The sequence below is a fragment of the Mycobacterium sp. E796 genome, from assembly GCF_001672815.1.
Taxonomy (GTDB): domain Bacteria; phylum Actinomycetota; class Actinomycetes; order Mycobacteriales; family Mycobacteriaceae; genus Mycobacterium.
This window is the reverse complement of record NZ_LZKK01000304.1, coordinates 18,210-39,662: the sequence shown is the minus strand read 5'-3', so window position 1 is coordinate 39,662 and position 21,453 is coordinate 18,210. Positions and strand designations below refer to the sequence as shown.

Here is a 21,453-nt window from a genome sequence, read left to right as displayed (position 1 = left end):
CGCTGGGTCTGAATGAGATCAGGCCCAGCGCAGCGGCAATGTCTTGAGCGCGAAGGTCTTCGACGGGAACTTGATCTCCGGCGTGTAATCCTCGGGCAGTTCGAAGTCCGGCAGCTGCTTGAGCCATTCCGCCACGATGATGGTCAGCTCGATGCGCGCCAGGTGGGAACCCAGGCAGCGGTGCGGACCGCCGCCGAATCCCCAGTGCCGGTGCACCTTGCCGTCCAGGAACAGCTCGTCGGTGGACATCGGGTCGCTGCCGTCCCGGTTCACCGCGGCCATACACAGCCGCACCGGCGTGCCCGCGGGCAGCGTCATGCCCCCCACCTCGACGATCTCCGTCGTCACCCGGGGCGCCACCGGCGCCGACGGCTCGAGCCGCACGATCTCCTCGATGAAAACCCTGATCTGCCGGGGATTGTCGCGTAGCGCCGCACGCAGGTCCGGCCGGCGCGCCAGGTGGTAGAGCGAGAACCCGATGGACGCGGTCACCGTGTCCAGGCCGGCGAGGATCAGCAGGTGGCTCATGCCCAGCAGCTCGAGGTCGGTGAAGTTGCCCTCGCCGGTCATCACCCGGGACAACATGTCGGTGCCCGGATTTTCCCGCCGCTTCTGGATGGCGTCGGTGAGATACGCGAGCAGCTTGCGGGCTTTTTCGTGGTCCTCCGGCGTCATGTAGGGCCGCTCCCCGATGACGGCGTCCTTCCAATCGATGATGAGGTCCCGATCCTCGACCGGCAGGCCGTAGAGATCGAGGAACACCTGATAGGGGTACAGCCGCGCGAAATCCGCCATCGCGTCGCACTTGCCTTGTTCGGCGAGCGCGGCGATCATCTCGGCGGCGTGCCGCTGCAGCACCGGCCGTGACTCGCTCAGTCCCTGCGGGCTGAAGTACGGCTGCAGGATCTTGCGGTAGCGGGTGTGTTCCGGCGGGTCGAAGGCCAGCGGTACGACCGGCAACGGGCTGCCCGGGGGTTGCAGCGCCAGCCGCGACGAGAACACCTTGGGGTTGCGCAGCGCGGCGAGCACGTCCTCACGCCGCGTCAGGTAGTAGTGGCCGTTCATGAACACCACCGGCCCGGCGTCCCGCAGCGTCTTCCATCCGACGCCGCGGTCGGCGGACATCGGCAGCTTGGTGTATTCCAGCCGGGGTAGGTGGAAGGTGGCCGGCTGGCCTTCGCCGAGAGTGCTCATGCGCTCTGATCTCCGCTTGTCCGTTCGGTTTTCGTGTTGTCGCCGTCGTCGTCGACGCCGCCGGACCCGCCCGGATCCTCTCGTCACCGGCTTGCCGACGGCACATCAATATCCCACGGGGCACGAGGGGGACACCACTCGTGTAGGCCCCGATCTGCAACCGTCTCCTAGACTTTATCGACCGGATAATCTACCTATCGATCGTCCGTTCCGGGTTTTCGCGAATGCCGCCGCTGGAAACGAAGATGGAAAAGAAGAGGGAAACCTTGTGAAGGTTCGTCTCGAAACGTCCAAGTGCGTAGGCCACGCCCAGTGCTATGCCGTCGATCCAAAGCTGTTCCCCATCGACGAGTCTGGCTATTCGATCCTCGAGGAGCACGAGGTGCGGCCCGAGGATGAACAGTTGACGCGCGACGGCGTTGCCTCGTGCCCGGAAATGGCGCTGATCCTCGAAGAGGACTAGCAGCCCAGCAAGGCGAACCGATTGGGAAACGCACGATGAACATTCGGTTGTCTCTGGTAAACCGCCGCTGGCCGGGAGTGAACATTGGTTGGCTGGGAATGAACACTTGGCATCGTCGGTCGGAGCTCCAAGCGCGACCAGCTAATGTCGTTCGCGAGCGGCAGTTCAGGCACGAAGGAGCTGTCGCTCGGTTGCTGACAGCGGGTTAGTCGAGGCGGATTGGGCATGTCGTTCTTGACCGGAAGTCCAGGCAATCCTGGTGCCGGAGCACCTATTTCGGGCAGAGGGAAGCGGTGCGCCACGGTGCGCGGAACGTCCGATCGACTGGGTTTGCTGGTCAACAACGTTGTGACCGCAACCACCATGGCTTGTACCTGACCGCGATGATCGCCGCCGCGATCATGGCCAACTGAGGAGGACACGGTGTTCGACTTCGGAGCGCTACCGCCCGAAATCAATTCCGGTCGGATGTACGCGGGTCCGGGGGCGGAGTCCATCATGGTCGCCGCGACGGCTTGGGACGAGCTGGCGTCGGAGCTGAGCACGGCGGCTTCTGGTTACGACTCCGTGATTAACGATTTGATCAGCGCTCCCTGGGTCGGGCCGTCGTCGACGGCGATGGTCAACGCGGTGGTGCCCTACGTGAGCTGGCTCAGCACGGCCGCCGGCCTGGCCGAGGATAGCGCCAGCCAGGCCCGCGCGGCGGCGGGCGCTTTCGAGGAGGCGTTTGCGCTGACGGTGCCGCCGCCGGTGATCGTGGCGAACCGGGTGCTGTTGGCGACGCTGGTCGCGACCAACTTCTTCGGGCAGAACACGCCCGCGATCATGGCCACCGAGGCGCAGTACATGGAGATGTGGGCCCAGGACGCCGCGGCGATGTACGGCTACGCCGCCTCCTCGGCCGCCGCCACGGTGCTGACCCCGTATCCGGAGCCGCCGACCACCAGCACCCCGACCGCGGCGGCCAACCAGAGCGCTGCCGTTGCCCAGGCCACCGCGCAGCCGGCCGCGCAGACGGTGCTGGACCAGATTCTCGCGATCCCTCAGGCATTGCAGCAACTCGCGCTGCAGCAGCTGGGGAGCTACACGTTTACCAACTGGCCGTTCTCGATGCTGCAGCAGCAACTGCAAGACTTCATCAAGTATGGGCTGCCGACCGCGACCAACGACTGGTTCGGGATCAGGGCAAACGGGTTGGCATTCCCCGCCACCGGCGTCAGCCCGTTGGGCAACGAAATACGGCAGTTCGCGCAGGCCTACTTCGGGGTCGGTATCGGAAACTTCGGGTGGTCGATCGGCCAGCAGCTCACCTTCGGCCCCGGCGGTGCGACGGCCGGTGCCGGTGGCGCCTGGTTCCCGACACCCCAGTTCGCCGGCCTGCACCTGGGCGGCATCGGAGGCCTGGGCGGCGTGCACCCCGCCGGCGCCGTCTCGGCGAGCGCCGGCGAGGCCGGCAGGATCGGGGGACTGTCGGTTCCCGCGAACTGGACCAACCCGACCGCGCAGGCAACGCTGGTCAGTGCCGTGTCCGAAGAAACGCCGCCCGTCAACGCGGGTGGCAGCGCCGTACCGGGGAACGCCCTGCTGCGCGGCATCCCGACCGGGGCCGTCGGACGGCGCAGCGCTGGCTACGGCTACACCACAAAGTACGGCTTCCGCTATAGCGTGCTGACCCGACCGCCGTCGGCCGGATGATCGAGAGGCGGCGAACGATGACCTTTCAGCCGGCAAACCTGCCCAGGGCTGCCCCGAGTGAACAGCAGTTGTCCAGCAATGAACAGTTGGCGCTAAGGAGGCGCGACCCGACGGGATCCAATTAGTCTCACTAGCAAGCCCTGTCTGAAGCGAACTTCAGCAGCGAAGAGCATTCCTTGAAGGTCATCGAGCCTGAAAGTTGAGGAGGAAACGAAAATGTCGTTTGTGACTACACAGCCCGAAGCGTTGGCGGCGGCGGCAGGCAGTCTGCAGGGTATCGGCTCGGCGTTGAGCGCCCAGAACGCCGCGGCGGCAGCCCCGACGACCGGTGTGGTGCCCGCTGCAGCCGACGAGGTGTCGGCGCTGACCGCGGCCCAGTTCGCCGCGCACGCCCAGATGTACCAGGCCGTCAGCGCTCAGGCCGCGGCCATCCACGAGCAGTTCGTCAGCACCCTGGGCATCAGCTCCGGGTCCTACGCGGCGACCGAGGCGGCCAACGCGGCCGCGGCCGGCTAGGGGGTTTAGGACATGACAATGGATCTTGGAACGCTGCCTCCCGAGGTCAGTTCCGCGATGATCTACGCGGGACCGGGTTCGTCGTCCCTGATGGCGGCCGCCTCGGCGTGGAACGGGATTGCCGCCGAGCTGACGTCGGCCGCCCTGGGTTACGACCAGATCGTCACCCAGCTGGCCGGCGAGGAATGGCTTGGGCCGGCCTCGGCGTCGATGGCCTCGGCGGCGCAGCCCTATGTGCAGTGGATGACGACGACCGCCGGTCAAGCCGAGGAAGCGGCCGCCCAGGCCCAGTCGGCCGCGGCGGCCTATGAGACGGTGCTGGCCTCGGTCGTGCCCCCGCCGGCGATCGCCATCAACCGCACCACGCTGGCACAGGCTCAGGCCACCAACATCCTGGGTCAGAACAACGGGATCATCGCGCAGCTGGAGGCCCAGTACGCCGAGTTCTGGGCGCAGAACGCCTCGGCGTTGTACAGCTATGCCAACCAGTCCGCTGCGGCGGCCAAGGTGACACCGTTCCAAAACGCGCCGACCGTCGCCAACCCGGCGGCTGCGGCCGTCACCCAATCCGCGGCGCCGGCGGCCTCGATCCAGCAGACCCTGCAGAGTTATCTCACCCAGATTCAGCAGGCGCTGGGCGCGCTCGGCTCCCCGGCCACGACGAACTCGTTTGTCTCGCAGTTCTCGAACTCCAACCCGTTGATCAGCGAGATCTGGTTCCTGTTGACCGGCCAGACGATCCTGCCGTCGAACATCGGTACCGCGCTGGGTGGCTACTCGAACTACGCGAGCTTCTTCTACAACACCGAGGGTCTGCCGTACTTCAGCGTTGGTATGGGCAACTTCGGTGTTCAGATGGCCAAGACCCTCGGCGCCATCACCGGCCCGGCGGCGGCCGCGGCCGCCGTCCCGAAGGGCCTGCCCGGACTGGGCGGCCTGCTGGGCGGCGGTGCCGGCGGCGCGGCGGCGCATCTGGGGAGCGCGACGTCGATCGGGGGCAAGTTGTCGGTGCCGGTCTCGTGGACCGGGGCCACCGCCCCGACGGCGGCCGCGGCCCACGCCATTCCGGTCAGCAGCATCAGCGCTGCGCCGGAGGCGGCCGGGGGACCCGGCAACCTGCTGGGCGGCATGCCGCTGGCGGGTGTCGGCTCCGGTGCCGCCAGCGGTGCCGGTCCCCGGTACGGGTTCCGTCCCACCGTCATGGCCCGGCCGCCCCTGGGTGGCTAGCCGCCTTTCCGTCACAACTGCCGTCGTGGGCGCAGGCAATAATGCCTGCGCCCACGACGGCGTTTCGGGGCCTCATCGGCCGCCCTACGAGCGCGCCGACCCGGACTCCGCTAACGCGGCTCGCGGTGGCTGAGCCGCCCGTCTGGCAACCCCTTCGGCGGCTTTAACTGCGGCCGGATTTTTACCCGGCCTCGTCACTTTCGGCCCGCCGACCCTCCCGAAAACGGGCCGGTTCGGGATGCGCGCTGGGTACGCGCAGGGCTCGTCCATGACTCATTTCCGCAGGTGGTGGCCGGTGCTTTTCGGCGAGCTACCCCTCACCGAGCGAGGCTTCCGTCGCTCTCCGGCCACCGGGCGTGCCGGTGTCGCCGCCCGGGCCGGGCAATTCGGCCTGCGCCGCGCCGGGATTACGGGCCTTAGCCTCCTCTCTAGCGAACAGCCTCCTAAAATTCCTTGCCCTAAGTCGTCTTCAGCCCGAACTTGCGGAGAAAACATGTCGTTCGAGTCCGGTGGTTCATAGGTGTTGGACTTCGGGGCGCTACCGCCAGAGATCAACTCGGGCCGGATCTATTCCGGCCCGGGTTCCGGCTCGATGATGGCCGCGGCTTCGGCCTGGGATGGGTTGGCCAGCGAGTTGAGTCTGACGGCGACGGGCTACTCATCGGTGATCACCGAGTTGACCAGCGCCCCCTGGTTGGGGCCGGCGTCGCGATCGATGCTGGCCGCCGCCACGCCCTATGTCTCATGGCTCGGCGCCGCCGCGGCGCTCGCCGAGGAGGCCGCGAACCAGGCCAGAGCCGCAGCCGCCGCCTTCGAAACCGCGTTCACGTTGACGGTGCCGCCACCGCTGATCGCGGCGAACCGAGTTTTGTTGGCCACGCTGGTTGCGACCAACTTCTTCGGACAGAACTTTCCGGCCATCGCCGCCACCGAGGCCCAGTACGCCGAGATGTGGGCCCAAGACGCCATGGCGATGTACGGCTACGCGGCTGCCTCGGCGAGCGCTACACAGTTGACCCCGTTCACCGAGCCGGCACAGGCCACCGACCAAGGCGGGCTGGCCGCCCAGGCGATCGCGGTCGGTCAGGCCGTCGCCACCCCGGCGGGCACCGGCGCTCCCCAGGCGGCCGCGGCCACCCCGGGGCTTGCCCTTACCCCCGCCGACACGGTTTCCATCACGTCCGTCTTCACGTCGATAAACCAAGCGCTGCAACAGCTTTCGGCCGGGGCGTTGGCTTCGCAGCTGAACCCGTACAACTGGTGGATCGTGCAGCAGGTCGTCGCCCTCAACGTGTCGAACAGAACCGCGCTGTCGCGCACCACCGTGGGTCTCGCCTACTTCTCCACCGGGCTGATGCAATTCTTCGGCTCCATCGCGCAGCAGGTCACCTTCGGCCCCGGTGGGACGACGGCCGGGGCGCAAGGCGCCTGGTACGCGACACCTCAGTTTGCCGGCCTGCATCTAGGCGCCGTCGGCAGCGGCGCCGCCGCCGGCCATGGCGGGATCGCGGCGAATTTGTCCTCGGCCACCAAGATCGGCGGGCTGTCCGTGCCGCAGGGTTGGGCCGGCTCTCCCGGCGCGGTCGAGGAATCGGCCGCCCAGGCGGTCGCCGTCGACTACGCCACCGACCCGCAGGGTGCGGGCAACGGGCTGCTGCGCGGCATGCCGATGGGCACCGGCGGCCGACGCTCGGGCTCCGCCTTTCCGCCCCGCGAATACGGATTCAGGCGCAGCGTGCTCGCCCGCCCACCATCCGCCGGATAACCAGCTGTACAAGGCGGCCAACGTGGCCGCGACTGATGAAGGAGTCAGGACATGGCAATCGATTTCGGTGCGTTACCGCCGGAGATCAACTCGGCGCGCCTGTACACCGGTGTGGGCTCGACACCATTGGTGACCGCGGCCTCGGCCTGGAACTCGTTGGCCGCCGAGCTGAACGCGGCCGCCCTGGGCTATGAGAACGTGGTGACGCAGCTGGCCGGCGAGGAGTGGCTCGGGCCGGCCTCGGGGTCCATGGCCGCCGCGGTGCAACCGTATGTCGAGTGGGTGAGTACGACCGCCGCCCAGGCCGAGCAGGCCGCCACGCAGGCCAGCGCGGCCGCGGCGGCCTACGAGGCCGCGTTCGCCGCGATCGTGCCCCCGCCGCTGATCGCGGCCAACCGCGCCGAGTTGGCCCAGGCGGTGGCGACCAACGTCATCGGGCAAAACACCGGGATCATCGCGCAGCTGGAAGCTCAGTACGCCGAATTCTGGGCCCAGGACGCCGCGACGATGTACAGCTACGCCGGTAACTCGGCGGCGGCGTCCAACGTCACGCCGTTCACCTCGGCACCGACGGTGGCGAATCCCGCCGCCTCGACGATCCAGGCGGCCGCGACGACATCCGCCGCGACCACGTCGGTCAGCTCGATCCAGAACCAGATCAACACCGCCATCAGCCAGATCTCCGCGCAACTGGCGAGCCTGGCGTCGCCTTTCTACACGCCGCTCCAACAGGAATGGTGGTATCTGGCATCGGCCAACGGGCCGCTGTCCGCCGTGTGGCAGGTCCTCTTCGGATCGCCGTCGTTCCCGGGCGCCAGCCTTTCCGCCTTCATGTCGGCGTGGTCGCCCTACGCCGGCGTCCTCTACAACACCGAGGGTCTGCCGTACTTCAGCATCGGCATGGGCAACTCGCTGACGCAGACCGCGAAGACCGTGGGCGCGCTCGGCGGGGCGGTGCCGGCCGCCGCGGCTGCCGTCCCCAAGGGCCTGCCCGGGCTGGGCGGATTGCTCGGCGGCGGCGCCCCGCCGGTGGCGGCGCACCTGGGCAGCGCCACCTCGATCGGCAAGCTGACGGTACCGGCCTCATGGTCGGGACCGGTTTCGACGCCCAGCCACGCGACGGCCATCCCGGTGAGCAACGTCCGGGAGGCGCCCGACGCGGCGCCCGGCAACCTGCTGGGCGGCATGCCGCTGGCCGGGGCGGGCACCGGCGGATCCGGAGCGGGACCGCGGTACGGATTCAAACCGGTCGTCATGGCCCGCCCGCCGGCCGCCGGCTAGCGGGCGGACCGGTGAATGGTTCCGACGCTCGGCCCGGGCGGGCCCTCGCCGCGGGCCCGGCAAAGACATTTGCTCCGGCGCGATTTCACCGCATCGGTGCTAAGCTCCATACGTGCTGGCCAACCGGCCTTCGACGGCAATCCGGAGGGGTCGACCTTCCAGGTTTGCTGTGACGGTCCTGTGAACGCCAGCGATAGCGGCCAGGCGCTGTTACTGTGTCGTTACTAAAAGTGAATTCGCCGTGCCATCCAGTGAACAATTGCGAACAGGTGGACTCGGAATCAGCTTGAAACGGATGCTGTCATCTACTCTCTTGCACAGAGCAGTGCGGGGGACAATCGAGGAGGGAAAAACATGTCGTTCGTGACCACACAGCCGGAGGCCTTGGCCGCGGCGGCCGGGAGCCTGCAGGGGATCGGCTCGGCGCTCAGCGCGCAGAATGCGGCCGCGGCCGCGCCCACGACTGGCGTAGTGCCGGCAGCTGCCGACGAGGTATCGGCGCTGACCGCGGCCCAGTTCGCCGCCCACGCGCAGATGTACCAGGCCGTCAGCGCCCAGGCGGCCGCGATCCACGAGCAGTTCGTGAGCACGCTGGGAATCAGCTCGGGCTCGTACGCCGCGACCGAAGCCGCCAACGCTGCGGCCGCCGGCTGATCAGGTTCAGCGGTTCTGGAATGTCGGGTCTGACGGCTGGGCCGGGATCCGAACTCACGTCGATGCAATCGCCGCGGTTGGCGCTTGACGTCCGCACGTCGGGCGCCGGCCGACGGTACGGGGGAAGTCTTTCTATATGTGGCTTGACGGTGCGCTAGCGCGTCACCGTTCGGCCAGCGTCACTCACAACCGAATACAAGTCACTCAGAATTAAGGAGAAAGCCAACATGGCAACACGTTTTATGACTGACCCGCATGAGATGCGGGCGATGGCGGGGCGCTTTGAGGTCCACGCGCAGACCGTTGAGGACGAGGCCCGCAAGATGTGGGCGTCGTCGATGAACATCGCCGGTGCCGGCTGGAGTGGCCAGGCGCAGGCGACCTCCTACGACACCATGGGTCAGATGAATCAGGCCTTCCGCAACATCGTGAACATGCTGCACGGTGTGCGCGACGGGCTGATCCGCGACGCGAACAACTACGAGCAGCAAGAGCAGGCCTCGCAGCAAATCCTCGGCAGCTAGCGCGAAAAGCGCAGGTTGCGTACCCTTTGAGACGTTAGGAGAACACCAACATGACAATCAATTACCAGTTTGGCGATGTGGACGCCCATGGTGCGACGATTCGCGCCCAGGCCGCGTCGTTGGAGGCCGAGCACCAGGCCATCGTTCGCGATGTGCTGGCTGCTGGTGACTTCTGGGGTGGCGCCGGTTCGGTGGCGTGCCAGGAGTTCATCACCCAGTTGGGTCGCAACTTCCAGGTGATCTACGAGCAGGCCAATGCTCACGGCCAGAAGGTGCAGACGGCGGGCAGCAACATGTCCAGCACGGACAGCGCTGTCGGCTCCAGCTGGGCCTAGCTCGCAACTTCAGGCGCGGCAGCACACCGAAACCTGGTGTGCTGCCGCGTCCTGCGGTTTCCATAACTTCGACCACTTCTGAGGCTATTGATGGACCAACAGAGCACCCGCACCGACATCACCGTCAACGTCGACGGCTTCTGGATGCTTCAGGCGCTGCTCGACATTCGCCACGTCGCGCCGGAATTGCGCTGCCGCCCGTTCGTGTCCACCGACTCGAGCGACTGGCTCAACGAACACCCCGGAATGGCGGTGATGCGTGAGCAGGGCATCGTGGTCGGCGACGAGGTGCACGAACAAGTCGCGGCTCGAATGCGGGTCCTCGCCGCGCCCGACCTCGAGGTCGTGGCCCTGCTGTCGCGGGGGAAGCTGCTGTACGGAGTCGTCGACGACGAGAACCAGCCCCCCGGCTCGCGCGACATCCCCGACAACGAGTTCCGCGTGGTGCTGGCCCGCCGCGGCCAGCACTGGGTGTCGGCCGTCCGGGTGGGCAGTGACATCACCGTCGACGACGTCGCCGTCGCCGACAGCGCCTCGATCGCGTCGTTGGTGATCGACGGTCTGGAGTCGATCCACCATGCGGAGCCCGCGGCGATCAACGCGGTCAACGTGCCGCTGGAGGAGATGCTGGAGGCGACCAAGTCCTGGCAGGAATCCGGCTTCAACGTCTTTTCCGGGGGAGACCTGCGGCGGATGGGCATCAGCGCCGCGACGGTGGCCGCCCTGGGCCAGGCGCTGTCGGACCCCGCGGCCGAGGTCGCCGTCTACGCGCGCCAATACCGGGACGACGCCAAGGGCCCCAGCGCCTCGGTCCTGTCGCTGAAGGACGGTTCGGGCGGCCGCATCGCGCTGTACCAGCAAGCCCGCACGGCGGGTTCGGGGGAGGCGTGGCTGGCGATCTGCCCGGCGACCCCGCAACTGGTGCAGGTTGGCATCAAGACCGTGCTGGACACGCTGCCCTACGGCGAGTGGAAAACCCACAGCAGGGTGTGACGTGGCCGCGAAACATAAACTTTACCAACGCTTTTGCCGACAACATGCGGTCGGGATGCGAAGACGGCATACTTCTCTAGAATCATCACAGCAAATCTTCAAAGCAGTGTCACCACAACTCCTTAGCGCAAGGCGAGGCAGATGAAATCCGAAATGGTCAGGCTGTACCTCTCAGGGGGCCTTAGCGCCTCGGCGAGTGAGGCGTCCGGGGCGTTCGAGCGCCTGGCGACACGGGGTTACACATTCACAATGGCAGGGGGTGCAGGGCGATGACCGCAGTCGGCGTAGCTGATGCCCTACAGGCAGACATCGAGGGAATTGCACAGCCTCGGGCGGTAGTCGTCGGCGTCATGGCCGGCGAGGGTGTCCAGATCGGCGTCTTGCTGGACGCCAACGCACCGGTCTCGGTGATGACCGACCCGCTGTTGAAGGTTGTCAACAGCCGGCTGCGGGAACTCGGCGAGACCCCACTGGAGGCCACCGGCCGCGGCAGGTGGTCGCTGTGCCTCGTCGACGGCACTCCGCTGCGGGCCACGCAGTCGCTGACCGAGCAAGACATCTACGACGGCGACCGGCTGTGGATCCGGTTCCTGCCGGACACCGAGCACCGGTCGCAAGTCATCGAGCACATCTCCACTGCCGTCTCGGCAAACCTGAGCAAGCGGTTCGCTGCGATCGACCCGGTCGTCGCGGTCCAGGTGGGCGCCTCGATGGTCGCCATCGGCGTGACCGTGGCGTCGGGTCTGCTCGGCTGGTGGCGTTGGCACCACAACTCGTGGCTGCCCACGGTGTACTCGGCGATCATCGCCGCGATCGCGTTGACGGTGGCCATCATGCTCGCGATGCGGGCGAAGACCGATTCGGACCGCCTGGTCGCCGACATCATGCTGCTGAGCGGCCTCGCGCCGCTCACGGTGGCCGCGGCCTCCGCCCCGCCGGGCGGCGTCGGCTCGCCGCAAGCGGTGCTGGGCTTCGGCGTCCTGGCGGTTGGCGCGTCGCTCAACCTGCGCTTCACTGGTCGCCGGCTGGCCATCTACACCGCGATCGTGACCATCAGCGCCGTGGCGGCGATCGCCAGCCTGGCGCGCATGGTCGCGAACACCAGCGCGGTGACCAACTTCAGCTGCGTGGTGCTGGTCTGCGTGCTCGGCTACCAGTGCGCGCCCGCGCTGTCCCGGCGGTTGGCCGGCATCCGGCTGCCCGTCTTCCCGTCGGCCACCAGCCGGTGGGTGTTCGAGGCGCGACCGGACCTGCCCACCACTGTGACGCGCGCCGACGGTGGCGCCCCGGTCCTGGAGGGGCCGGCGTCCGTTCGGGACGTGGTGCTGCAAGCCGAGCGCGCCCGCTCGTTCCTCTCGGGCCTGCTGTTGGGGCTCGGCATACTGATGATCGTGTCGCTGACCGCGCTGTCGGACCCGCACACGTTCCAGCGCTGGCTGCCGCTGATCCTGGCGGGCTTCACCGCCGGCTTCCTGATGCTCCGCGGCCGCTCGTACGTGGACCGCTGGCAGGCGATCACCCTGGCGGCGACGTCGGTGCTCATCGTCACCGCGATCGTGGTGCGCTACGCGCTGGGGTTGCAGTCTCCGCTGGCGGTGTCGATCAGCGTGGCGATCCTGGTCCTGCTGCCGGCCGCGGGCATGACAGCCGCGGCGGTGGTGCCCAACACCATCTACAGCCCGCTGTTCCGCAAGTTCGTGGAATACATCGAGTACCTGTGCCTGATGCCGATCTTCCCGCTGGCATTGTGGCTGATGAATGTCTATGCCGCGATCCGTTATCGCTAGCAGCAAGGTGTGGCGCGGTCGCGCATCCCGCGCGACCGTCGCCGCACTTCTGCTGACTTCAGGTGCACTAGCCGGTCTGCCACCCGCCTACGCGATCTCGCCGCCGACGGTTGATCCCGGGGCGGTGCCGCCGGACGGCCCGCCCGGGCCGCCGGCGCCGATGAAGCAGAACTCCTACTGCACCGAGGTCGGCGTGCTGCCCGGAACCGACTTCCGGCTGCAGCCCAAGTACATGGACATGCTGAACCTGCAGGAGGCCTGGCAGTTCGGCCGCGGCGCGGGTCAGAAGGTCGCCGTGATCGACACCGGCGTCACCCCGCACCCGCGGTTTCCGCACCTCATCCCGGGCGGCGACTACATCATGTCGGGCGACGGGCTGTCGGACTGCGACGCGCATGGCACCATCGTGGCGTCGATGATCGGTGCGGCCCCGGCCAACGGTGCGGCGACGCCGCCGGCGGCACCGCGCAAGCCGGTCACGATTCCCACCACGGAGCCGCCGCCGAAAGCGCCACCCCCACAGACGGTGACCTTGTCGCCGTTGCCTCAGACCGTGACGATGGTCCCCGCGCCGCCCCCGTCGGAGGCTCCTCCGCCGGGGCCGTTCGGGGCGCCCCCGCCGGCCGCACCGGCGGGTCCAGCTGCACCGGCGGGTCCGCCTGCACCAGCGGGTCCGGCCGGTCCGGGCACGCCCCCCGGGGGACCGCAGGCCGGGCCCGGTCAGGCGCCGTCGGCCAACCGCGGCGGGGGGACGGTGACGATACCCAGCTATTCCGGTGGCGGGCGCGTCGTGGGTGTTGACAACCCGGCCAACCCGCTCCCGCTCGACCCGCCGAAGCCGCCGCCCCCACCGCCGGCGCCCCCGGCACCGGCGTCGGCGCCTGACGCGTACAGCGGGATCGCCCCGGACGTCGACATCATCGCGATCCGCCAGTCCAGCCAGGCGTTCGGCCTCAAGGACGCCTATACAGGCGACGAGGACCCGCAGACGCGGGCAAAGATCGACGACGTCGAGACCATGGCGCGGGCGATCGTGCACGCCGCCAACCTGGGCGCCACGGTCATCAACATCTCCGACGTGACCTGCATGAGCTCGCGCAACATCATCGATCAGCGCTCGTTGGGCGCCGCCGTGCGCTACGCGGCGGTCGACAAGAACGTCGTCATCGTGGCGGCGGCCGGCGACACCAGCAAGAAGGACTGCAAGCAGAACCCGGCCTTCGACCCCATGCAGCCCAAGGATCCCCGTGACTGGAGCGGGGTCGGCACCGTGGTGACGCCGTCCTGGTTCAGCGACTACGTCCTGACGGTAGGCGCGGTCGACAACGACGGCCGACCGCTCACCCAGGGCGGTCAAGGCCAGGGGACGACGAGCGTCGCAGGACCGTGGGTGGGAATCGCCGCGCCGGGGACCGACGTCATCGGCCTCTCCCCCCGCGACGACGGCTTGATCAACGCGATCGACGGCCCCGACAACACGCTGCTGGTTCCGGCCGGCACCAGCTTCTCGACCGCGATCGTTTCCGGGGTGGCCGCCCTGGTCCGCGCCAAATACCCGCAGCTATCGGCGTATCAGGTCATCAACCGGTTGGAGCGCACCGCCCGGGCGCCGGCACGCGGGGTGGACAACCAGGTCGGTTACGGTGTCATCGATCCGGTGGCGGCGTTGACGTGGGATGTACCGGAAGGTCCAGCAAAGCCGCCGCAACAGCTGTCGGCACCGTTGAACATTCCTAAAGCGGCCCCGCACCGGGATATGGTGCCAGTATGGGTGGCAGCCGGAGGGTTGACCGCCGCACTACTGATCGGCGGCGCCGTGTTCGGTATAGCAGTGTTCATGAAGCGGACACGGAAGCAGCAATGAGGTCGGAGCAGCAATAGGTATGAAGGCTCAGCGAAGTTTTGGATTGTCTTTGTCGTGGCCGCGCGTCACCGCGGTGTTTGTCGTCGACATCCTGATCCTGTTGGTGGCCAGCCACTGCCCGGCCTCCTGGCAGGGCGAGCACCACATCGCGTTCTGGGTCGGGGTAGGCCTGGCGGCGGTGGTCACGCTGCTGTCCCTGGTCACCCACCACGGCCTCACGGTGACCTCCGGCCTGGCCACCTGGCTGTGGGATTGGTCCGCCGACCCGGGCACCGCGCTCACGGCGGGCTGCACGCCGGCGATCGACCACCAGCGCCGGTTCGGCCGCGACAAGGTCGGCGTACGCCAGTACGACGGCCATCTGGTGAGCGTGATCGCGGTCGACGGCGGCGAGGACGACGCGTCCGGCCGCCATCGGCACCGGAACACGGCGGCCATCCTGCCGGTGCACGCGGTCGCTGAGGGCCTGCGCCAGTTCGACATCCACCTCGATGGCATCGACATCGTCTCGATGAAGGTGCGCCGCGGCGGCCCCGAATCCGGGGCGGCCGAGAAGTCCAAGCTGGACGACTGGGGACCCGATGAGTGGGGCGTGGTGAGCGACCAGCCCACCTCCTATGTGCGCCGCACCTGGCTGGTGCTGCGGATGAACCCGCAGCGCAACGTCGCCGCCGTGGCCGCCCGCGACTCGCTCGCGTCGACCCTGGTGGCGGCCACCGAGCGGCTTGCCCAAGACCTCGACGGGCAAAACTGCGTGGCTCGGCCGTTGACCGCCGATGAGCTCGCCGAGGTCGACAGCGCGGTTCTGGCCGACCTCGAACCGACGTGGAGTCGCCCGGGATGGCGGCACCTCAAGCACTTCAACGGGTTCGCCGCGAGCTTCTGGTTGACGCCGTCGGACATCACCACCGAGACACTGGAAGAGCTGTTGCAGCCCGACGTCGGCGCCGCCGTCGTCACGATCCGTCTGATCACCAGCGCCGGCCGCCCGCAGCTGTCGGCCTGGGTGCGCTACCACAGCGAGCAGCGCCTCCCCAGGAGCGTGTGGTCGGGACTCAACCGGCTCACCGGCCGCCAGTTGGCGGCGGTACGCGCCAGCCTGCCCGCCCCGGCGGCCCGCCCGCTCTTAATCGTCCCCAGCCGTCCGTTGCTCGACGATGACGATCTGGTGCTGTCGGTCGGTCAGGAGCGGGAGAGCGCAGCGAGCGTGTCTGCGGCGCAATGACGCGGTCGCAATCCACCGCCGAAGACGCCCGTAATGCAATGGTCGCCGGGCTTTTGGCGTCCGGTATTTCGGTCAACGGGCTACAGCCCAGCCACAACCCGCAGGTGGCTGCGCAGATGTTCAACACGGCCACCACGCTCGACCCTGGCATGTGCGACGCCTGGCTGGCGCGGATGCTGGCCGGGGAGCAGAGCCTCGAGGTGCTCGCCGGCGCGTGGGCGGCGGTCCGGACGTTCGGTTGGGAGACGCGCCGTCTCGGGGTGACCGACCTGCAGTTCCGGCCCGAGGTCTCCGACGGTCTGTTTCTGCGGCTGGCCGTCACCAGCGTGGAGTCGCTGGCGTGCGCATACGCGGCCGTGCTCGCCGAGGCGAAACGCTACGAGGAAGCCGCGAAGCTGCTCGACGGCGTCGAGCCCCGGCATCCGTTCGACGAGGAAGTCGTCAACTACGTGCGGGGTGTGCTGTACTTCCGCACCGGGCGCTGGCCCGACGTGCTCGTCCAATTTCCCGAGGGCAAGACCTGGCGGCACCCCGAGCTCAAGGCCGCAGGCGCCGCGATGGCGACCACCGCGCTGGCCTCGCTGGGCGTGTTCGAGGAGGCGTTCCGGCGCGGCCAGGACGCCGTCGAGGGCGACCGGGTGCCGGGGGCGGCCAACATCGCGCTGTACACGCAGGGCATGTGCCTGCGCCACGTCGGCCGCGAAGAGGAGGCCATCGAGCTGTTGCGTCGGGTGTACTCCCGCGACCCGAAGTTCGCCCCGGCCCGAGAAGCGTTGGACAACCCTAACTATCGGCTGGTGCTGACCGATCCGGAGACGATCGAGGCCCGCACCGACCCATGGGATCCGGACAGCGCGCCGACGCGCGCGCAGACGGAGGCCGCCCGCCACGCCCAGGAGGCCGCCAAGTATCTGGCCGAGGGGGACGCCGAGCTCAACGCGATGCTGGGCATGGAACGCGCCAAGCGGGAAATCAAGCTCATCAAGTCGACCACCAAGGTCAACTTGGCCCGGGAGAAGATGGGGCTCCCGGTGCCGGTGACCTCGCGCCACACCCTGCTCCTGGGGCCTCCGGGGACCGGCAAGACGTCGGTCGCGCGGGCCTTCACCAAGCAGCTCTGCGGGCTCACGGTGTTGCGCAAGCCGCTGGTGGTGGAGACCAGCCGCACCAAGTTGCTGGGGCGGTACATGGCCGACGCCGAGAAGAACACCGAGGAGATGCTCGAGGGGGCGCTGGGCGGAGCGGTCTTCTTCGACGAGATGCACACCCTGCACGAAAGCGGATACCACCAGGGCGACCCGTACGGCAACGCGATCATCAACACCCTGCTGCTGTACATGGAGAACCATCGCGACGAGCTGGTGGTGTTCGGCGCGGGTTACGCCAAGGCGATGGACAAGATGCTCGAGGTGAATCAGGGTCTGCGGCGGCGCTTTTCGACCGTGATCGAGTTCTTCAGCTACACCCCGGACGAACTCGTCGCGCTGACCAAGCTGATGGGCCGGGAGAACGAGGACGTCATCACCGACGAGGCCGCCGACGCCCTGTTGCCGTCGTACACCAAGTTCTACCTCGACGAGAGCTATTCCGAAGACGGCGATCTGATTCGGGGTATCGATACGCTCGGCAACGCCGGCTTCGTGCGCAACGTGGTCGAAAAGGCGCGCGACCACCGGAGTTTCCGGCTCGATGACGAAGACCTCGATGCCGTCCTGTCGAGCGATCTCAGCGAGTTCAGCGAGGCCCAGCTGCTCCGGTTCAAGGAGTTGACCGCCGAGGATCTCCTCGAGGGCATTCGCACGGCCGTGGCCGAGAAGAAGCCGTCGCCCTAAACCGCTCGTTCCGACTGGCAAACGGCCGCAATTGCTTTCGGTGGCCCCGTCGCAGATCTTGATTCCCGCGGCGGTCAGGGATCGTCGTCGGGTTCTATGAGCTTTCTATTAATTTTCAGTGGATGAGCGGTTCGCATTGCCCGGCGTCGGCGCCGGTGCCACCATGATCCTCAATGCTCATCGCCGAGCACAGTTTCCCCGCGGAAATGGGTCTTGAGAAGGGGATTTAGGTCTATCGTCGCAAGACGCCCAGCAATCAGGCGGCTTTTGCCCCACGCATGGTTTCGCCGGGGGTCTCGTCCCGATTCGGGCAACCATGGCGCACTTGCGTGAGCGCCCCTGGCCACGACGGGAGGTGGGCGTACTGGCCGAATTGACCGTTAACGCATGAGAACAACGACCGTTTCTTTCCGATCCGGTCGTGGCGCGCTGGCCGCCGTTTGAATCGGCAACACCCGACATAGCTCGGCGGCCGCCTGCCCGTAGCCGGGTCGGACTATCCACTTTCAAAGGAGAAGTCCGATGTATTTCTTTGTAACACAACGGAAATCACTGCGCAACGCAACCATGCGCGTCGCCGAAACCGTGACGGCAGGTTAAGGGGGTGGCGGCAATGGATTTCGGAGCACTACCACCAGAAGTCAACTCCGCCCGGATGTATGCCGGGCCGGGCTCGGCGCCGATGATGGCCGCCGCGACGGCCTGGGCCGCGCTCGGTGCGGAGCTCGGTTCGACGGCGGCCTCGTACGACTCGGTCATCACCGGGCTGACGAGCGAGGCGTGGATGGGGCCGGCCTCCGCGTCGATGGGCGCCGCCGCGGAGCCGTATGTCCAGTGGATGACCAGCACCGGGGCACTCGCCCAGCAGGCGTCCGCTCAGGCGGCGGCCGCGGCGGCAGCCTACGAGGTGGCGTTCGCCATGACGGTGCCGCCGGCGGAGGTGGCGGCCAACCGGGCCCTGCTCGCGGCGCTGGTTGCGACCAACTTCCTCGGGCAGAACACCCCGGCGATCGCAGCCACCGAGGCCCAGTACGGCGAGATGTGGGCCCAGGACGCGGCGGCGATGTACGGCTACGCGGGGAGCTCGGCGGCGGCCTCCACGCTGACGCCGTTCGACCCACCCGTCCAGACCACGAATCCGGCCGGGCAGGCCGCCCAGGCCTCGGCGGTCACCCAAGCCACCGGCACCGCGGCGGGCACCGGCTCTCAGACGATGGACCAGCTGTTGTCCGCGATACCGACTGCGCTGCAAGGACTCTCGTCACCGGTCTCGGCCGCCGCGAACCCCGCGGCCAGCATCCCGGGGGCGGGATTCCTCGACGCCATCCTGAATTTCCTGGACGGGGCGGACGGCAACGCGATCGGGACCTTCTTGAACTCCTCGTTCGTCAACGGGTTCGTCTCGGCCGGGTACGTGAGCCCCGCCATCATCGAACCGGCAGTTACGGCCGGGATGTCGGACATCAACGCGGTGGCGGTCTCCGCGACGCCCGGGGCCACCGCGCTGCCACCGATGGGCGCCGGCGCCGGGAATGCGACGTGGTTGCCGCTGTTGACGCCCGGAGCCGCCCCGGGAGGTATAGCGGGCGACCTGAGCGGAGCGATTTCGGGCGGCACGAATCAGGCGACGCTGGTCGGTCGGTTGTCCGTGCCGCAGGCCTGGACGGCGGCCGCCCAGGTGGAGAACCACGCCGGGGCGACGTTCGCCGGGGGTGGCTGGACCAACGCCGTCGGCCCGGGCGCCGGCGCGCCGCAGGCCGGCCCGGGGCCGATTCCCGGTATGCCGGGGATGCCCGCCGCCACGGCCGGAGGTGGCTACGGCCACGGCCCCCGCTACGGTTTCCGCGTGACCGTGATGCCGCGTCCCCCGGCCGCCGGGTGACAGCGGGCTTGTTGCGAGCGTGTGGCAGTTGGTTTGACTGATCTACCGTCCGGGTGCCACGATGGCCTGTGCAAGCACCTCGCTAGGTGAGGCGTCTGCACGGATACAGGCCACTGACCTCGAACGTCGAAAGACGCCCAGGGTCAGGACAGCTCTTCCCGGATTAAGGGTTGAGCCCAAGTGGCTTCCGGCTCAGGTGAACCGGATACGCCGTGTGGTGCCAAAGCTCTGTCGAGAGGGGTGCGGTCTCCGGGAGTTTCAGCCCGGGCCCTTCTCCCCGCTGTGTGAGATAACGGCATCCCCGTGTGCCCAGGCTGTGAGGAGGTGAGAGCGAAATGAGTCTCGACGATAGTCCGTATTCCAAATCGACCATTTCGGTTCGATCCGGCCCCGGCCCCTTTCTGACCGTCTGAGCGGCTAACCCCGACAGACCTCGTACAGGCGCGTCCGCCCAGCGGACCGCGTCTCTCGAATTGCGCTGAAACCAGCCATAATTGCCGGCCGGCACGGGTCACCCTCATTCCGCGAGGAGTAGTCCGATGTCGCTTGTCTTCGCACGCCCGGCGGACTTCGCCGTAGCCACAACACAATTCAGCACCCACGCCACCTGCGCGGCCCATTAGGGGAAGGGGCCAACGATGACCGCTGCACTCGATTTCGCACTGCTCCCACCGGAAGTGAACTCCGGCCGGATGTACTCCGGGGCGGGCTCGGGCCCGATGCTGGCCGCCGCGTCGGCTTGGCATGGGCTCGCCGCCGAATTGCGCTCCACCGCAACGTCGTACGGCGCGGTGCTGACCGCGCTGACCGGTGAAGAATGGCACGGCCCGGCGTCTGCCGCGATGGCCGCCGCCGCCGCTCCATACGCGGCCTGGCTGGGCACGACGGCCGAGCAGGCCGAGCAGACCGCCGCACAGGCCGAGGCCGCCGCGGCGGCGTATGAGGCCGCATTCGCCGAGACGGTGCCCCCGCCCGTCATCGCGGCCAACCGCGCCCAGCTGATGGCTTTGATCGCCACCAACATCCTCGGTCAGAACACCCCGGCGATCGCGGCCGCCGAGGCCCAGTACGCCGAAATGTGGGCCCAAGACGCGGCCGCGATGTACGGCTACGCCGCCTCCTCGGCGGTCGCCGCCCAGCTGAGCCAGTTCAGCGAGCCGCAGCAGACGACCAGCCCCGGTGGGCCTGACGCACAGTCGGCCGCGGTGGCCCAGGCCATCGCCACTCCGGCCGGGACTCAACAGGGCACGCTGACACAGCTGATGTCCGCGCTGCCCTCCGCGCTGCAGGGGCTGGCGTCGCCGGCATCGTCGCAGACGCCTGCGTCGGAGATCGTGGGGCTATTGACGGGATCCGGGTCGGGATCCGCCACGCTGGACGGCCTTTGGGCGCAGTGGGGGCCCAACGCCAACATCTGGAACACCGCTTTCTCGTCCGGCTTTTACATGCCCAGCAACACGCTGGCCCCATTCCTGGGCCTGCTGGGCCAAGGGGCCGCCGCAGGCGACGCGGCCGACGCGGCGGGCCAAGCCGTCGGCGACGCGATCGGTGCGGCGGCGGCGGGTCCTGCCGTCGAGGGCGTCGGCAATGCCGTCTCCGTCGGCGTCGGCCACGCGCCCATGATCGGTGCGCTGTCGGTGCCGCCGAGCTGGACCGCGCCCGCGCCACTGGCCGGCCCGCTGGCCTCGTCGCTCGGCGGGACGCCCATGGTGGCACCCCCGGCCATGGCGGCCGGCATGCCTGGGATGCCGATCGGGGCCACTGGTGCGCAACCCTATGGGCGCGCCGTGCCGCAGTACGGCTTCCGTCCTACCTTCGTTGCGCGACCCCCGGCGGCCGGTTAGAACGACGCTCACAGGGTTACTCGCGCGGATTGAGCTTTCCGCAACCTCGCGGTCATGCCTCCCGGGCGCTTGCCCGGGGCGATGAGCACGGCAAATCGGCCCTAACCGGCTCACAGCAAACTTCCAGCAGCAAATCAGCGTTCCGCCAGCGACGAATGCGTACGCTAGGTGAAATTCAGGGAAGCACCAGATGACGAAAAGCTATCCACTCGGCGAAGGAGCCGCTGACGATGCCAGGGCCAAAGCGAACGCGCGCCGGCAAAGGATGCGGACGACCGAGAGCAACCTGGCGAACGCCGACGGCGCTGTCGGCCCGACCTGGGATTAATTGAATTTCACAAGAATCACGGTGAGCGCTCGAGCCAACCTCCG

At 68.1% G+C, this 21,453-nt stretch carries 17 protein-coding genes and 1 riboswitch; of the genes, 16 read left to right on the top strand and 1 reads right to left on the bottom strand.

What is annotated here, in order from left to right; all coding sequences use genetic code 11:
• Positions 1 to 18 precede the first annotated feature (18 nt).
• Positions 19 to 1,194, bottom strand: a complete 1,176-nt coding sequence (locus A5706_RS23750; RefSeq protein ID WP_068136184.1) for a cytochrome P450 — start codon at positions 1,192 to 1,194, stop codon at positions 19 to 21.
• Between the two features lie 268 nt (positions 1,195 to 1,462).
• Between A5706_RS23750 and A5706_RS23745 the strand changes: the two genes are divergently transcribed.
• The 16 genes from A5706_RS23745 to A5706_RS23670 all read left to right on the top strand — a co-directional run bounded on the left by A5706_RS23745 (position 1,463) and on the right by A5706_RS23670 (position 21,081).
• Positions 1,463 to 1,657, top strand: coding sequence for a ferredoxin (locus tag A5706_RS23745; protein WP_068136180.1), 195 nt, complete (start codon positions 1,463 to 1,465; stop codon positions 1,655 to 1,657).
• A gap of 423 nt (positions 1,658 to 2,080) precedes the next feature.
• A complete protein-coding gene (locus A5706_RS23740; protein WP_068136179.1) occupies positions 2,081 to 3,352 on the top strand; it encodes a PPE family protein in 1,272 nt (423 codons plus the stop codon).
• 216 nt (positions 3,353 to 3,568) lie between these two features.
• Entirely contained in the window at positions 3,569 to 3,868 is a 300-nt protein-coding gene (locus A5706_RS23735; protein WP_066912455.1) for a PE family protein, read from the top strand.
• 12 nt (positions 3,869 to 3,880) lie between these two features.
• Positions 3,881 to 5,095 (top strand): PPE family protein, encoded by a 1,215-nt coding sequence (locus A5706_RS23730; RefSeq protein ID WP_068136176.1) that lies wholly within the window; start codon positions 3,881 to 3,883, stop codon positions 5,093 to 5,095.
• Positions 5,096 to 5,615: 520 nt separating this feature from the next.
• Entirely contained in the window at positions 5,616 to 6,860 is a 1,245-nt protein-coding gene (locus A5706_RS23725) for a PPE family protein (RefSeq protein ID WP_068136173.1), read from the top strand.
• Between the two features lie 57 nt (positions 6,861 to 6,917).
• Complete coding sequence (locus tag A5706_RS23720) at positions 6,918 to 8,141, top strand: PPE family protein (RefSeq protein ID WP_068136211.1); 1,224 nt, start codon at positions 6,918 to 6,920, stop codon at positions 8,139 to 8,141.
• Positions 8,142 to 8,495: 354 nt separating this feature from the next.
• Entirely contained in the window at positions 8,496 to 8,795 is a 300-nt protein-coding gene (locus A5706_RS23715) for a PE family protein (protein ID WP_066912455.1), read from the top strand.
• Positions 8,796 to 9,022: 227 nt separating this feature from the next.
• Positions 9,023 to 9,319, top strand: coding sequence for a WXG100 family type VII secretion target (locus tag A5706_RS23710; protein ID WP_066914021.1), 297 nt, complete (start codon positions 9,023 to 9,025; stop codon positions 9,317 to 9,319).
• A gap of 50 nt (positions 9,320 to 9,369) precedes the next feature.
• Positions 9,370 to 9,654 (top strand): WXG100 family type VII secretion target, encoded by a 285-nt coding sequence (locus A5706_RS23705; protein ID WP_067004763.1) that lies wholly within the window; start codon positions 9,370 to 9,372, stop codon positions 9,652 to 9,654.
• A gap of 90 nt (positions 9,655 to 9,744) precedes the next feature.
• Positions 9,745 to 10,647 carry an ESX secretion-associated protein EspG gene (locus tag A5706_RS23700; protein ID WP_067012971.1) on the top strand — a complete coding sequence of 301 codons (903 nt, stop codon included), beginning with the start codon at positions 9,745 to 9,747 and terminating at the stop codon, positions 10,645 to 10,647.
• 269 nt (positions 10,648 to 10,916) lie between these two features.
• Positions 10,917 to 12,434: a type VII secretion integral membrane protein EccD gene (gene eccD, locus A5706_RS23695; RefSeq protein WP_068136170.1), complete on the top strand. Its 1,518-nt coding sequence runs from the start codon at positions 10,917 to 10,919 to the stop codon at positions 12,432 to 12,434.
• Positions 12,412 to 14,298, top strand: coding sequence for a S8 family serine peptidase (locus A5706_RS23690; RefSeq protein ID WP_068136167.1), 1,887 nt, complete (start codon positions 12,412 to 12,414; stop codon positions 14,296 to 14,298). Before eccD ends, A5706_RS23690 begins: the two co-directional genes overlap by 23 nt.
• Before the next feature lie 19 nt (positions 14,299 to 14,317).
• The gene (eccE, locus tag A5706_RS23685) at positions 14,318 to 15,523 is read left to right on the top strand and encodes a type VII secretion protein EccE (RefSeq protein ID WP_068136164.1); all 1,206 of its coding nucleotides are present in this window, start codon (positions 14,318 to 14,320) and stop codon (positions 15,521 to 15,523) included.
• Positions 15,520 to 17,355, top strand: coding sequence for a type VII secretion AAA-ATPase EccA (gene eccA / locus A5706_RS23680; protein ID WP_068136161.1), 1,836 nt, complete (start codon positions 15,520 to 15,522; stop codon positions 17,353 to 17,355). The genes eccE and eccA overlap by 4 nt, the downstream gene beginning before the upstream one ends.
• A gap of 613 nt (positions 17,356 to 17,968) precedes the next feature.
• Entirely contained in the window at positions 17,969 to 19,237 is a 1,269-nt protein-coding gene (locus A5706_RS23675; RefSeq protein ID WP_068136157.1) for a PPE family protein, read from the top strand.
• Positions 19,238 to 19,308: 71 nt separating this feature from the next.
• Positions 19,309 to 19,484, top strand: a riboswitch (M-box (ykoK) riboswitch).
• Between the two features lie 391 nt (positions 19,485 to 19,875).
• The gene (locus A5706_RS23670) at positions 19,876 to 21,081 is read left to right on the top strand and encodes a PPE family protein (protein WP_068136154.1); all 1,206 of its coding nucleotides are present in this window, start codon (positions 19,876 to 19,878) and stop codon (positions 21,079 to 21,081) included.
• The last annotated feature ends 372 nt before the right edge of the window (positions 21,082 to 21,453 follow it).